Here is a 13,781-nt window from a genome sequence, read left to right as displayed (position 1 = left end):
ACGTTAGAACTGTATTTACCGTTAATTACCGGTGGAGAATTAGTTGTCGCTGGCTCAGCCGATACGCTCAACCCTGACGCATTAACGAATTTATTAACGCATCATCAGATCAATGTCATGCAAGCCACACCCGCGACTTGGCAAATGCTGATTAGTCATGGCTGGCAGCCAAGCGCTACTTTAAAAATGATCTGTGGTGGTGAGGCATTAAATAGTGCGTTAAAAACTGCATTACAACCGGAAGACTCGATTGAATTATGGAATGTATACGGTCCTACTGAAACAACCGTTTGGTCATCGGTTCAGCGGTTAACGGCGAAACAAACGGCAATTACGATTGGCCATCCGATTGCCAATACCCAGTTTTATATCGTCAATTCACAAATGCAGCCAGTACCTGAAGGGGTAACCGGTGAATTATATATTGGCGGGGATGGGCTAGCCCGTGGCTATTTAAATCGACCGGATTTAACCGCAGAACGGTTTGTGCCAAATCCTTTTAGCGACGACTCAAATAGCCGGTTATACCGCACCGGTGACGTGGCCCGTTGGTTGGCCAATGGTGAAATAGACTACATCGGTCGTATTGATCATCAGGTAAAAATCCGCGGTTTTCGAATCGAACTCGGTGAAATTGAAGCGGCGTTATTGTCCCATAAGGCAGTCAGTGAAGCAGTCACCTGTGATGTGCTAAACGAGGAACAAACAGACCGGCAATTAGTGAGTTATATTGTACTAGCTAAAGGTGATGGCGATGGTAGTAGCGATAAAGTTGATAACCAAGCCATAGAAGCATCCGTGTATCAACACCTGAAAGCGCAATTACCGGCCTATATGGTGCCATCGGCGTTGGTGGTGTTGGATAAACTGCCATTAACACCCAATGGCAAAGTGGACCGCAAGGCACTCCCTAAACCGACATTACAACAGTTGCAACAGGAGTATGTGGCACCAGCAACAGCTACAGAAAAAGCACTAGCTGAGCTTTGGGCAGAGGTGTTAGGGGTGACAGACTCTATTAGTCGTGAAGCGAATTTCTTTGAAATCGGTGGGCAGTCATTACTTATTATCAGTTTGATTAGGCGAGTCAGTGAAAAGTTAAAAGTAGCGTTACAAGTAAAAGATATCTTTGCTTTTCCTTTACTCTCTCAGCAAGCAGATTTAATTAATAATAAAAAAGTATGTACTGTAAAAAAAGATGAAGCATCACAGTTAGTTATTTTTAGTGATGAAGAGCATTTACCATCACTGTATTGTTTCCCTGGGTTAGGTGGCTTATCAATAGGTTTTTCAGAGTTATCTAGATCATTGCTTAATAAGGTAAATATAAAAGCTTTTGATGCCCAAGGGTTATTTAATGAAGCGGTGAAGTTTAATAATTTTGAAGAAATGATAGACCAGCATGTATTAGAAATAAAACGGCATCTTAGTACTGATAGTTGCAATTTAGCTGGGCATTCTTTTGGAGGGCGAGTTGCTTTTGAAGTAGGGAGAAGGCTAGAAAGTGAAGGTATCAATGTTACACTTTTTATGTTGGATGTGATTTTGTCGAATAATGTATTTGGTATTGCTGACCAGGAAAATGAAGAAAAAATAAAAATGGATTTCATACTAGCACTTAGTGAGTGGCTAGGAGTAAGTACTACAACTGAACACACTTTAGACAGTGCTAGGGTTGATGAGCTTTCAAATAATATATCATTAGCTATGCAAGAGATGGGACTGATAAATAGCCAATCATTTTCAGTGGATGATTTTTGGGAGGTATATAAAAGTCAAAAAAATATGAATGATAATTATCTTCCCAGTGGCAAATTTAATGGTGATGTTTATTTGCTTTATTGTGAAGAGTTAAAGCCACACTTGCCTGAGGTCGTACTTGACTATCAGCAGTGGTGTTCAAAAGTAAATACACATAAAGTGATGGGAGAGCATCATTCCATGCTAAATCAAGAGAATGTAGACTCAATAGTCAACTTAATTCAAAAGAAAGCTTGTTAGTTTAAAGTGATATAGCCAAAGCGAATGGCTTTTAGGGAGCTAACCTGCTACTGCAAGATTAGCGATAGTAGTACTAGTTGAATTAAAAATCGCTAGCTGGACTGTCGAGCGACGACAACAAACCTTAAAAGTCATTAGTGATGGGTAATAAATTAATAACTTTTTTAAATTTTTCTAATGTTAATTGTGATTGAGTTTGCTGCTTAACTTGGCAGGTGGAGTAAATATGCATGTTTTAACCGAAGATACTGAGTATAATGATGAACAGGATAAATCAATAGGTTTTATTCGGTTCTCATTATTGCTGGTTGCAACGTTAATATCTGTCTTAGGAACTATGATGACAGACTTTGCCTTGGGGCAGTGGGTTTATCAAGAAACACAATCTGCAACCGCGTATGGACTTATTGGCTTTGCTGCACTTGCACCACAATTATTAATGGCACCTGTTATTGGTGCTTTAATTGATCGGTACTCACGTGCTTTATTAATGATTGTAGGCCATGCAGGTGCAGGGATTTGTACATTATTGCTTTTATTTTTATATATGAACCAGAGCTTGGATGTATGGCTGATTATTCTCTTAGCAAGTATTAGCTCAGTTTTTAATGGACTGATAAATCAGACTTTTATTGTCTTGACTCCAGTGATTGTTAATAAAAACCAACTGGTAAGAGTGCAGGGCTTTATTCAGGGAGGGATGGGGCTTATAGAAATATCTGTACCGGCGGTTGCTGCTTTTTCTCTGGTTACCATTGGTATGGAGGGAATATTTACTATTGATATCATAAGCTTTATTACGGCTATTTTACTTATATTGGTTGTATTGAAGCAGCTGAATGATTGTGATGGAAGGGTTAAAGAGAGTAAAAAAGATAATAAAAGAAGTATCATGAGAGATGTTTCTTTTGGCCTTCAATACTTAAAACAAAACAGAAATCTACTATATTTACTGATATTTATGGCTGTTGTTAACTTCTCAATAGGGGTTGTACATGTATTGTTTACTCCTCTTGTCTTAAGTTTTTCAAATGTTATTGAATTAGGTAAGGTCTTGACTGCAGCTGGAGTGGGTACTTTGCTAGGAAGTATTTTTCTAGCTATATGGGGAGGCCCAAAAGATAAAGTAAAAGGTATTTGTTTCGCACTATTAATAATTGGCATATTGCTAATGATGTCAACTTTGATTTTTATCAAGGATGTATATACGATACTGTTATTATCAACAATAGCGCTGTTAATTACATTGTCATTTGTTATTGTGGACGGCTGCAATCAAGTTATTTGGCAAACTGCTGTACCTTCTGAAATACAAGGTAGAGTGTTAAGTATCCAAACGGTTGTTTCGCAAGGTGCTTTGCCGCTTGCTTTCTTAGCGGCTGGACCGCTAGCAGATTATATTTTTGAGCCAATGATGGCTGTCAATGGTCCTTTAGCTTCTAGCATGGTAGCAGTGTTAGGTGTTGGACCTGGAAGAGGCATTACTCTGCTGTATGGAATCTGTGGGCTACTAATAATAGCAAGTATACTGTTATTTTATAATATAAATAGTAAAGAGGCTGCTAAGAGGGTAGTATGACTTTGTCTCTTCCCCTAAAAGTAACCGCCAATAATATTTTCACAAAAAAGATTACAAATTAATTTTAAGGGAAAGTAATGAAATTATTCTCAGATTATGAGTCAGAAGTGAGAAGCTATATCCGATCGTTTCCTGTTGTTTTTGATCGCGCTGATGGATCAATTATATGGGACGACCAAGGGAATGAGTATTTAGATTTCTTTGCTGGAGCTGGCACACTTAATTATGGTCATAATCCAAAGGCGATGAATCAAGCGTTGATTAGCTACCTTAATCATCAAGGAATTTTACATAGTTTGGATAAAGCCACAGTAGCAAAACAAAAATTTATTGAAAAGTTTTATCAGACTATTATAAAACCTAGAGGCCTTGATTATAAAATTCAATTTACTGGACCTACAGGTACCAATGCCGTAGAAGCGGCCATTAAGTTGGCACGCCGTGTTACTCAGCGTGGCAATGTCATTGCTTTTACTCAAGGCTATCATGGACTAACCATGGGGGCATTAGCCATTACTGCAAATGATTATTATCATCAGCAGATTTATGCTAGTCGTACAAATGTTTATCATGCACCTTATGATGGCTATTTTGGTGAAACGATAAATACAGCAAATTATATTAGGCAATTAATAGAAGACTCTAGTAGTGGTGTATCAATGCCTGCTGCTATTATTTTAGAAACGATTCAAGGAGAGGGAGGAGTTAATACGGCGTCTAAAGAGTGGCTTCAAGAAATCGAAAAACTATGTAGAGAAAAAAACATTTTCCTAATAATAGATGACATTCAAGTAGGTAATGGACGGTCTGGTGAATTTTTTAGTTTTGAGTTTGCAGGAATAAAGCCTGATATTGTTTGCATGTCAAAATCAATAGGTGGAGGTTTACCACTTGCTTTTACCTTAATAAAACCAGAGCTAGATCAATGGCTGCCAGGTGAACATACAGGCACATTTAGAGGAAATAACTTAGCATTTGTTGCAGCAGCGGAGTTATTGACCTATTGGGATAATGATGAGCTATCACAAGCAGTGCTTCAAAAGGGTCATATGATAAAACGCTGCCTTGAGCAGTTTGTATCAGATTTTCCTCAGTTAAAGATGTCTGTTAGAGGGAGGGGGATGATTTGGGGATTAGAAATACCAGTAGCTGGTTTTGCCAAACAATTGTCTAGGACTTTATTTGAAAACAAACTATTAGTTGAAACCTGTGGCAAAGAGGATAGTGTAGTTAAAATACTACCGCCTTTAATTATTAAGCAAGCTCAACTGGAGGAAGGCCTAAGCAAAATAGGTAAAGGGTTACAGATGCTAGCTAGCAGAGAAAATGTAGCTGCGTAATTTAAAAGTTTAAGTTTGGCTGTTATCAGCCTCATTCGTATCACCACCCTGACTGGAGTTAGCTTTTCAGATTCACAGGTTGTGGGTGGTTTTTTACCGTTGGAGCGTTTTCCGGTTGGATACAAATACATCTCTTGATTATCAATCCCAATCTTGCAAGAGGACTGAAAGTTTCTAGTTATTTGCTAAAACCGATTACCACAATTACCTATAATGCACATACTCACCACTACAACTGTAACAAGCGCTACAATTACAGCCATCGTTGCTGTTGTGTATACTACTCCTGTAGCAACATCTACAACTAAAGCTAATGTACACGATATACGAAAGATAAATCTTCAGCTAGCTTCTTATCCATGATTATTTCTCTTTTAAAATTTACAAGGGAACTTTCTATGACTAGTTCGTTTTTTGAATGATCTGCAAGTGTTGCATCAACATATTCAGGCTTAATCATAGTGCCATCAGTAAGGAAAATCTCAAAAGCACTATTCGACTTTGAAATATTTTGATCTTCAGCAGAAATATTTAATCTTTCAATAATATAGATACGTTTAAATTTTTCTTTGATTTTTTTGTAGTCGGACTTTTTAAATCTATAAATAGTCGCTAAGTTGCTAAACTTGAGTGAATCATCCTGATCCACTATAGCCCTTTATTTTCGGTCATTTTTGAGTTGTTACCGTGAAGAAGCATCTTCAGTAGTAAACGTGAGGCTGTCACGCTTACTATACCCAATGCGAAGGGTTTTTAGGTGAGGAACGAAGATAACAAAACCTAAAAATAATTCGCATTGGGTATATATTTGCAATCAATAAGGGATTAAAAATTGTACTGCAAAGAAGCAGTATAAGTATCAATATCGGTTTCACCAAAAGCAAAACGCTTTTCACCTACATCATTAATACGTTCCCAGTTGAGGCCAACTGTAAAGTGATCATTGATATTGTAGTTAGCACCAAGACCTACAGTAATACTAGTGCCTCTTTCAGTTGAGTTATAGCCCTGCTTAAAAGTGTTTGTTTCACTGGTGTCACTCAGGTTGACTTCACGAACAGCATTTGATTTTTCATCAAGTTTCCATCTAAGAAGCCCTGCAGAGGCTTTTATTTCAAAGCTATCTGTAATTGGATAAAACCCAACAGCTTTTAGGCCAAAACCTTCAAGTTCATTATCAACTCTATTGGTTGCTCTATAGCCATCGTTTGAATTGGCAGATAAATTTGATCTGGTATCAGAAAACTTAGTATAGTCAGCTTCTATTGCAAGGTGTTTATTGAAACGGTATCCACCAAATAGTTTGAAAATACCATCTTTATCCGTAGAACTAGTATTAAAAGAACTTCCATTATAAACATCTAAGCCAGTAGCACTAATTGCGCTAAAAGTAAGGCTATCATAATCAGCCTGACCAGCGCTAAAACCAAGGTAATAGCCGCTTTTCTCGGCGAAAACTGGAGAAGTAAAAGTACTAACAATGGCAATGGCTAAAACTGTTTTTCTCATGTAAATAAACCTTATAGACTACAAACTTATAAGTTAAAACAATAAACAGGAGTAGTATTTTATGAATTAGTTAACTTATAAAATAAAACATTTATACACTATTTTTAAATAAAAAAATAAAAAACAAATGAAATTGTATTTTTATTCTTTGAACTAATACAGCATTTCGTGCCGAACAAGTGCATATGATCGAGCACGGATCATATTTAGATGTGAAGCAGAAAAAAAAATAATAAATATCTAAAGGTTTTGCTTAACCAAGCAGCCACCGACGCCATACAACAACTGACTGCTAGCCGAGACTATGCACCAGATGGCTTACTGTTCCAAGGCCAGCGTGGACCCATTACGGTACCCTACGTTAACCGCTTGGTTAAGCAGTGGTGCAAAAAGGTTGGCTTGAAAGGCAACTATGGCAGCCACACCCTACGCAAGACGTGGGGCTACTGGCAGCGCAAGGGCAACAACGCCCCGGTTCCTGTCCTTATGGAAGACTTCGGACATGCGATGCAAAAGCAGACGCTAGACTACTTGGGCATTGAAGAGAAGGAGATACACGAGCTGTATTTGTATGAGATTTAGAAGGATAAACGTGTAATAAAATATAACTTTATTTATTGGTTAGTGCATCTATACTTACATCCGAATCGTTAGACTATTCAATCAAAATACTGAATGAATAAGAAGCGATTTAAATACTTGATAGTCTTGAAGGCTATTAAATTCAAGATAAAGCTATTTCATTATATAGCTTTAGTTGATCAATTCATTCCAGCATATAGTAAGGGAATACAAATGTCAGATTCATTAAACCTAAAATATAATGCAGAAGTTGAAATTCCTGGTGGTGTTGCTGCAGTAAACAATGATACTAATGATGGTTCACCTTCTTTAGTTACCATGAAAAATTTGAGCAACTCTAATAATGCTAGGGTATCTGTAACCTTAGGAAATGATGCAAAAGTTTACACAATTTCTCCTAAGGAAACTGTGACTTATCCAGAGAATGGTGTTCCAGCCAATTTTGAAGGTTTAGTTTTATCTGTATCAAATAATAGTCAGCCAGGAACTAATGCTGTTTTGAACACGTTATTAACAGCTAATGGCTAATAAAATTTCTCAATTCCCTCAGTATGCTTTTTTCTGAGGGATATTCTTGTTTAAATCTAAAGAGCACTCTTATTGAAACAAAAATCAATACTAAAAGTCATTATTATATTGTTAATCTTCCATAAAAATACTTTTGCAGCAACAGAGCAATACCTATCTATTAGCAGATCAAAAAATGTTACGTTAAAACCTGGTTTTACAGCAGTGTGCGAAAATACCAGTAATGGTTCACCCTCTTTAGTTGTTGTGTACAATATGGGGAATAGGGCAGCTAATGTCGCCTTTTTTTTGGGTGCTGAGCATCATCAAATAACAGTACCACCTGGTACAACCAGTCAGTTTCCAGAAAATGGTCCAAAAATTTTTGAAGGATTAACTTTGCGTGTATCAAATATAAGCATTGACGGTACATCGGAAATAGCTGTCAACTTATTTTCCTTAGGAGACTGCAGTCAAAATAGCAAAAAGATAAAAAAATAAAATTAATTATAACGATACATTATTAGCTAAGCTAAGCGAATCAAACACCTTATCCTTCACATCTTAAGTATACCAACAAACCTTCAAGTTTGGTGTGGTGTGTAGCAAAACCATAAGTGATTGATTTATAAGAGCCAAACTGGTTAACTTTTATACAAAGTTAACCAGTTTAAGGAAGCCTTTACGAGCCCTGTTCCAATAGGTCATGTAATGAATAACATTTGAAATTAAATGCTATCAATACAATGAATCTTCATTGTGTATGTTCTTTGTTTTTTCTTTATGTTGAAAAAGTCAACTTAAACTTTCTAGTATCTTAATCGAAAACCTTGCTGAAGGGATGATAATGGCACCTTCTTGTCTTGTCGTGTATTTGTATAAGGTTGACAGGCTTTTTTTACATTTTTGTTGAGAGTGCTTATTTCATTGTTAATTTGAGCTAGACTTTCGTCGATTTGAGCAATGAGAGTCACAGCTGCATCTCGTTCTTTTTGCTTTCTAAGCCGCTGCATTTCTAAAGTCCCTAATTTTAAGTAGGTACGATAGGCAGGATGGTCTTTATTTTCACTACCACTTAATGTTTTGATATCAGACATTCCTTTTCTTGGCTTAGATGCAGGTATAGACATTTATATTTACTCTTTGTTTTGGTTTGTTGACTAGCTTGTTGCGGAGGAGTTGGGCATATCTTTCGTATTGTGTTATCTACCAGCTGTTGAGGTGCAACATCTTCTTCCTCTTGACCTATTCGTGTAGTTCCTTGACCATAACAATCCTTCAGGAGCTTGAATAATACCTTTATCGGAAAGACGCACAAGTCATCTTTTTGATTGCACCTGTGCTATTACAATGCACGCGGATTGGCCCCCTCACTTCAAGCACACTGGGCAAGTAGACAACAAGGACATCACTGCGTAGACACCCTTTTCGCTATCCTGATAAAATGCACAAGTGAGGTGTTAGTCGAAATTTTCACTAGGTCTAGGACCCAAAAAAAACTAAATGAGCAGTGTTCATTTCTTTTCTGGTCTCATTTAACTGAGTACGCACCTCTGCTTTTTGCTTCGCACTAAATGACTTCCGTTTGTTTCTCAAAGCTCGATGAGTATTGGTCCTTTCTTCACGTGTTTCTTTTAGCATATTGCGCACTGTTTGCTCACGTTCAACATTAATTGTCATCCGCTCATCAGCTAATGCTTTTCGTTCAGCTTTACACTGATTGATTTCATCGCGAAGCCTTGCCATATCATTAGCAATAGATAATGTCATGATTGTAGGTCCTTACTATTAATCGTTTTTATTTACATTGACTATTTCCTTGGAGTTAAAGGCGTACACCCCAAGGAAAAAACGAGCATGAGTTAAGCAGGTGCTGCAGCACTGGCTGTTAAACCAATAGCTTCTGCATATGACAGATAAGTTTCTACAGACGCAACAACTACTCGGGCTTCTATAGATAGCAGCTCGATACCAACCAGTGATACTTTAACCCAAGCATCGATAACAATACCCTTGTCCAAAATACGATCTACTACTTCTGCAAGACCTGAAGAATCAGTTGATTTTTGTATAGTAGCCATAGAAAACTCCTTATTCTCAGCAATTAAGTGCTAATAAGCATTATCTGTAGTACTTCTACATAAATTATAACTGCATTTATAGCACCAGTTGTTTAATATTCAACTTGCTATATTAGATGTTTGATAATCTAAATATTTTTATTTAATCAAGGAATTGACTTAAAGCAAAAGAACAAACTATCCTATCAGTTCCAGGGAATAACTTCCATGATATGGAAATTATTCCCTAATGTACTTTTTTGTGTAAATTCAAGGTAAGTTATAGTAACTAAAGCAATTAATGTGAACGATGCGGTAGGGGGAACCCAGCTAAAAGCTATCACTTAAACACGTGATAGCTTTTGCAAGATTATTGTAAAATATAACTATTATTTAAATTAAATAGTCTTCTAGGTTTTCTAAAAATTGTTTATCTTTTGGCAGGATTTGTTTAAATGAAACGTCAATTTGATAGCGATGTTTTTGTAAAACAATACGTTGAGCCTCTGCCATTGTATAAATAGGGCGTTTTATTTCGTTAATCTTAGCATTGATCATCAAGGGGAATATTTGTTGAACGCTAAAATATCCCAGTGTTTCAATTAGAGCACTATCTCTTGAGACGTTAATAGCAATTCCAGGTGTGAAAATATTTTTATTTTTATTTTTATTTTTATCTTTTATAAGTACCTTCCATTTAACATCATGGCTCTGATAAGGTTTTGGCTTTACTGAATAACTAGTATATATATTCATGTTCACACGTATCCTTGTGCAATTTAGAAATAAAACCAAGCTAACTCAACAAGCTAACAAAAAGTATATTTTATTGGCTCCGATTCTAAAAGAAATTAAATTCATAGCGTTTTTTCAGTTAATTATAAAGTTTAAAACATCATCATTGCTTAATCCCTACCTGTGGTCTTTTCAAAAACAGCCAGTAACGTTCACTTTATTACAGATTGGTTATAAGGTAGCCAGAGCTGACAAGAAAGAACTATACTGTAAGTTATATGCAGGGGAATTAGACATGTTTGTCTAGGCATCAGTTTCATAGAGATCAGAAAATACTGTTTTAAGGCACTGTATTCAGTAAAACATGTAATTAAATATTATTTTAACTATGTGCCTTTATTGAAGCTTTTCCTACACTTTCACTCAGCTAGACTCTAAACATCAATTAAGCGTACTAGGGAAATGCAGTGAAAAATAACAATTATCATTTGCTATATAGTATATTTGAAGCAGCACCTGTTGGCCTATTAATGGTTGACCAAAAAGGGGCGATAGTACTAGCAAATTCAAATGCATTAGAGCTATTCCAATACAAACAAGATGAGCTAATAGAGCAGTCAGTTGAGATTTTGATACCTGTTGGTTATCGTAGGGATCATCCAACTCTAAGGAAAGAGTTTTATAGTAATCTTGAATCTCGCTCCATGGGAAAAGGCAGAGATTTAAAGGCTATTAGAAAGGATGGCAGCACTTTTTTTGTTGAGATTGGCTTGAACCCACTAACATTAGATAACAAACTCATGGTTGTTGCATCTATAGTTGATACAACCCAGAGAAAAGAAGAAGAAAGGAAGCTACGTCAACTAAATGAAGCATTAGAAAAAAGCAATATAGAATTACAGCAGTTTGCTTATGTTGCATCACATGATTTGCAAACCCCATTGAGGGGAATTACAGGTTTTGCTCAACTTTTAGAAAAAAGATATAAAGAAAAGCTAGGTGAAAGTGGGAATCTTTATATTGACCAAATTGTTTTAAGCGTAAAAAAAATGAAGTCATTAATTAATGGTTTACTTGCTTATTCTCGTGTAGATGCACAATCTGTACCCCACGAGTCTGTATGTTTACAACGGGTTTTGGATGATACGCTTAATTTACTTGACATGGATATTACAAAAAGAAAAGCAAAGATTAACTATAGTACATTACCTCAGGTTTTAGGTTGTGAGTTGCAGTTATTACAGCTAATGGAAAATTTATTAAGTAATAGTATTAAATATAATCAAAGCTCACCACCCGAAATAACTATAGCATGTCAGGAAAAAAACAGTGAATGGGTAATTTCAATAAAGGATAATGGGATTGGAATTAGCGAAAAGCATTATAAAAAAATATTTGAAATCTTTAAACGGCTTCATACACATGAGCAGTACCCAGGGACAGGTATAGGTCTTGCTGTTTGCAGACGAATAGTAAATAGGCATGGTGGCAAAATTTGGGTAGAATCAGAAGTTAACAAAGGAAGTGTTTTTTATTTTACCTTAGCCCAACAAGGAAAAGTTGAATGAACTTAGTGGAAAATCAATATAAAGTTATAGAATTATTACTAGTTGAGGATAATTATAGTGATTATATACTTACAAAAGAGTGCTTTGAATTGCAAAAGCTTGCACTAAATTTGCATCATGTTGTAAATGGTGAAGAATGTATGCAGTTTTTATTAAAGCAAGATAAATATGCTACCTCACCTACTCCTGATATTATTTTACTAGATATAAATTTACCCGTTATGGATGGCCGAGAAGTACTTGCTGAGATTATTAAGCATGAGAAATTAAAGTGTATCCCAGTAGTGGTATTAACTACATCTCAAGCTGATAAAGATATTTTAGATATGTACAAGCTTCGCTGTAGTTCTTATTTAACAAAGCCTGTTGATTTTAATAATTTCAGAGAAGTGATTACTCAATTGAGTAGCTACTGGTTTACAGTAGTAGCCATGCCTCACACAGACAACGAGTAAAATTCATTCTTGACGTAGTATATTGGGGCTTTAGGCTATCACAAACCACTATATTCTTAGTGCTTCTCCCCTCAAGTTTTTCAAATATTGCCAATAACCGTCATTATTGGCAGTTATCAGGTAGTATATGACAGTTTGGTTGTAGAATAGACAGGTTTGCCTCATACATGGATTAACGCACATGTGGTGTGAAGAGAAAATATTTCTATTGAGATCTATGCTTAAATGTAAGATCAGCTAACATTAGCCTTTATAATAATGCAAATACTGCTGTTTTTGATTTTGTTGCAATTGGCATCACTAGCTTATAGCAGCTGTCCACTTCAAAAAGTCAGATTTATTTCTGAAGAGTTCCCACCTTATAACTATCTTGCAGAGGGTGGAAGAGTAGAGGGAGTTGCAGTTGATATACTCGTTGCAGCTTCGACCTTAGTGAACTGTCATGTTCGAAGAAGTGATATTGAGATACTACCTTGGGCGAGGGGGTACAAATACGCTCTAGCGCGACCCAATACGGCCTTATTCAGTATGAGCTTCAGTGAAGAACGATCCAAACTGTTTTTATGGGCAGGCCCGTTTGCTAAAACGAAAAATGCACTCATTAAGAAAAAGGCCAGCAATATCATGATCAGTTCAAGAACTCCAATACACACCTTTGTGATTGGTGCAATAAGGGATGATATTAGTCATCAACTAGCATTGGCAATAGGGGCTAAAAGCCATAATTTTCGTTTTGCAAACCACCCGGATAACTTAGCTAGAATGCTGTATAAAGATAGAATTGACATGTGGGCATACAACTATATCACTGCGAGGTGGATCTTTCGAAAACTGAGATATCCTAGTGATGAGTTTGAAATTATTTATTTAATGAGTGAGAACGATAATTTTTTTGCTTTCAACAAAGACACAGATCGTAAAGCTGTTCAGCTGTTGCAACAAGGTATTAATCAATTAAAAGCAATGCCTAGTGGACTTGGCATATCAAAACTAGAAGAAATTATTCGAAAATACCTTTAATTAGTGTAAACAGTTGGTACTTTGCCATTCTTTATAACTAAAGTGAAACGCTATCAAATGTAATAAAGCCTTCCAGTCTCCTTTTCCTGCCCACCTTCTCTGCAGCCTTTCCAAAACCAGCCGATAAACCCAAGAACCGACTAGTTTTGCCCGGCAAGCGTAGTATGCTATCAAAACCCGTAATACGTATTCCTTTTTCTTGAAATAACTAAGCTCTTTACACCACCCTTGGCGTTTACCACCATCGTATGGTCTAGCAAGCTTAGCGGGTTCGCAATATTGGCAAGTGTATGAATAAAAAAGCCAGCGTGGGGCTGGCTTACTTAAAGTTGTTATGTAGTTTTCTAGCACTCGGTTCCGAAGTTTTTTTAGATTGACATAACTGCTAATTTATTCATGCAGCCGCTCTGTATTTTAATGACTCA

General features: G+C 36.4%; 14 protein-coding genes and 1 pseudogene. 9 read left to right on the top strand and 6 right to left on the bottom strand.

The features are described from left to right. The 3 genes from ORQ98_RS27270 to ectB all read left to right on the top strand — a co-directional run. On the top strand, positions 1 to 2,001 hold a 2,001-nt coding region (locus ORQ98_RS27270), incomplete at its 5' end, for a non-ribosomal peptide synthetase (protein ID WP_274691989.1). Positions 2,002 to 2,227: 226 nt separating this feature from the next. Next, on the top strand, positions 2,228 to 3,580 hold the full coding sequence (locus tag ORQ98_RS27265; RefSeq protein WP_274691988.1) for an MFS transporter: 1,353 nt from the start codon (positions 2,228 to 2,230) through the stop codon (positions 3,578 to 3,580). 77 nt (positions 3,581 to 3,657) lie between these two features. After that, entirely contained in the window at positions 3,658 to 4,920 is a 1,263-nt protein-coding gene (ectB, locus tag ORQ98_RS27260) for a diaminobutyrate--2-oxoglutarate transaminase (RefSeq protein ID WP_274691987.1), read from the top strand. Between the two features lie 310 nt (positions 4,921 to 5,230). Here ectB and ORQ98_RS27255 read toward each other — a convergent pair whose 3' ends face one another. Both ORQ98_RS27255 and ORQ98_RS27250 read right to left on the bottom strand, forming a co-directional pair. Beyond that, positions 5,231 to 5,569 carry a hypothetical protein gene (locus ORQ98_RS27255; RefSeq protein ID WP_274691986.1) on the bottom strand — a complete coding sequence of 113 codons (339 nt, stop codon included), beginning with the start codon at positions 5,567 to 5,569 and terminating at the stop codon, positions 5,231 to 5,233. Between the two features lie 176 nt (positions 5,570 to 5,745). Further along, entirely contained in the window at positions 5,746 to 6,429 is a 684-nt protein-coding gene (locus ORQ98_RS27250; RefSeq protein WP_274691985.1) for an outer membrane beta-barrel protein, read from the bottom strand. 231 nt (positions 6,430 to 6,660) lie between these two features. Between ORQ98_RS27250 and ORQ98_RS27245 the strand changes: the two are divergent. From ORQ98_RS27245 to ORQ98_RS27235, 3 genes and pseudogenes are all read left to right on the top strand, one after another. After that, positions 6,661 to 7,011: pseudogene (locus ORQ98_RS27245) on the top strand (tyrosine-type recombinase/integrase); the annotation flags it as partial. Positions 7,012 to 7,224: 213 nt separating this feature from the next. After that, positions 7,225 to 7,539 carry a hypothetical protein gene (locus ORQ98_RS27240; protein ID WP_274691984.1) on the top strand — a complete coding sequence of 105 codons (315 nt, stop codon included), beginning with the start codon at positions 7,225 to 7,227 and terminating at the stop codon, positions 7,537 to 7,539. Between the two features lie 72 nt (positions 7,540 to 7,611). Beyond that, complete coding sequence (locus ORQ98_RS27235) at positions 7,612 to 8,019, top strand: hypothetical protein (protein WP_274691983.1); 408 nt, start codon at positions 7,612 to 7,614, stop codon at positions 8,017 to 8,019. A gap of 308 nt (positions 8,020 to 8,327) precedes the next feature. On the opposite strand, the gene ORQ98_RS27230 is transcribed toward ORQ98_RS27235, so the two are convergent. The 4 genes from ORQ98_RS27230 to ORQ98_RS27215 all read right to left on the bottom strand — a co-directional run bounded on the left by ORQ98_RS27230 (position 8,328) and on the right by ORQ98_RS27215 (position 10,334). Beyond that, positions 8,328 to 8,648 (bottom strand): hypothetical protein, encoded by a 321-nt coding sequence (locus tag ORQ98_RS27230; RefSeq protein ID WP_274691982.1) that lies wholly within the window; start codon positions 8,646 to 8,648, stop codon positions 8,328 to 8,330. A 352-nt stretch (positions 8,649 to 9,000) separates the two neighbouring features. Then, on the bottom strand, positions 9,001 to 9,288 hold the full coding sequence (locus tag ORQ98_RS27225) for a hypothetical protein (RefSeq protein ID WP_274691981.1): 288 nt from the start codon (positions 9,286 to 9,288) through the stop codon (positions 9,001 to 9,003). Between the two features lie 92 nt (positions 9,289 to 9,380). Beyond that, positions 9,381 to 9,599 (bottom strand): gas vesicle structural protein GvpA, encoded by a 219-nt coding sequence (gene gvpA, locus ORQ98_RS27220; protein WP_274691980.1) that lies wholly within the window; start codon positions 9,597 to 9,599, stop codon positions 9,381 to 9,383. 372 nt (positions 9,600 to 9,971) lie between these two features. Further along, entirely contained in the window at positions 9,972 to 10,334 is a 363-nt protein-coding gene (locus tag ORQ98_RS27215) for a hypothetical protein (RefSeq protein ID WP_274691979.1), read from the bottom strand. A gap of 446 nt (positions 10,335 to 10,780) precedes the next feature. Between ORQ98_RS27215 and ORQ98_RS27210 the strand changes: the two genes are divergently transcribed. The 3 genes from ORQ98_RS27210 to ORQ98_RS27200 all read left to right on the top strand — a co-directional run bounded on the left by ORQ98_RS27210 (position 10,781) and on the right by ORQ98_RS27200 (position 13,356). After that, on the top strand, positions 10,781 to 11,881 hold the full coding sequence (locus ORQ98_RS27210) for a sensor histidine kinase (protein WP_274691978.1): 1,101 nt from the start codon (positions 10,781 to 10,783) through the stop codon (positions 11,879 to 11,881). Next, positions 11,878 to 12,336, top strand: a complete 459-nt coding sequence (locus tag ORQ98_RS27205) for a response regulator (protein WP_274691977.1) — start codon at positions 11,878 to 11,880, stop codon at positions 12,334 to 12,336. Before ORQ98_RS27210 ends, ORQ98_RS27205 begins: the two co-directional genes overlap by 4 nt. Positions 12,337 to 12,594: 258 nt before the next feature. Further along, positions 12,595 to 13,356: a substrate-binding periplasmic protein gene (locus ORQ98_RS27200; RefSeq protein ID WP_274691976.1), complete on the top strand. Its 762-nt coding sequence runs from the start codon at positions 12,595 to 12,597 to the stop codon at positions 13,354 to 13,356. Positions 13,357 to 13,781: the final 425 nt, after the last annotated feature.

The sequence above is a fragment of the Spartinivicinus poritis genome, from assembly GCF_028858535.1.
In the GTDB taxonomy this organism is placed as follows: domain Bacteria; phylum Pseudomonadota; class Gammaproteobacteria; order Pseudomonadales; family Zooshikellaceae; genus Spartinivicinus; species Spartinivicinus poritis.
This window is presented reverse-complemented; position numbering and strand designations above follow the sequence as displayed.

Excerpts from the sequence above, each read along its gene's own strand:
- ORQ98_RS27265 (WP_274691988.1), top strand. The coding sequence starts at position 2,228 with ATGCATGTTTTAACCGAAGATACTGAGTATAATGATGAACAGGATAAA.
- ectB (WP_274691987.1), top strand. The coding sequence starts at position 3,658 with ATGAAATTATTCTCAGATTATGAGTCAGAAGTGAGAAGCTATATCCGA.
- ORQ98_RS27250 (WP_274691985.1), bottom strand. The coding sequence starts at position 6,429 with ATGAGAAAAACAGTTTTAGCCATTGCCATTGTTAGTACTTTTACTTCT.
- ORQ98_RS27240 (WP_274691984.1), top strand. The coding sequence starts at position 7,225 with ATGTCAGATTCATTAAACCTAAAATATAATGCAGAAGTTGAAATTCCT.
- ORQ98_RS27230 (WP_274691982.1), bottom strand. The coding sequence starts at position 8,648 with ATGTCTATACCTGCATCTAAGCCAAGAAAAGGAATGTCTGATATCAAA.
- ORQ98_RS27225 (WP_274691981.1), bottom strand. The coding sequence starts at position 9,288 with ATGACATTATCTATTGCTAATGATATGGCAAGGCTTCGCGATGAAATC.
- gvpA (WP_274691980.1), bottom strand. The coding sequence starts at position 9,599 with ATGGCTACTATACAAAAATCAACTGATTCTTCAGGTCTTGCAGAAGTA.
- ORQ98_RS27215 (WP_274691979.1), bottom strand. The coding sequence starts at position 10,334 with ATGAATATATATACTAGTTATTCAGTAAAGCCAAAACCTTATCAGAGC.
- ORQ98_RS27205 (WP_274691977.1), top strand. The coding sequence starts at position 11,878 with ATGAACTTAGTGGAAAATCAATATAAAGTTATAGAATTATTACTAGTT.
- ORQ98_RS27200 (WP_274691976.1), top strand. The coding sequence starts at position 12,595 with ATGCAAATACTGCTGTTTTTGATTTTGTTGCAATTGGCATCACTAGCT.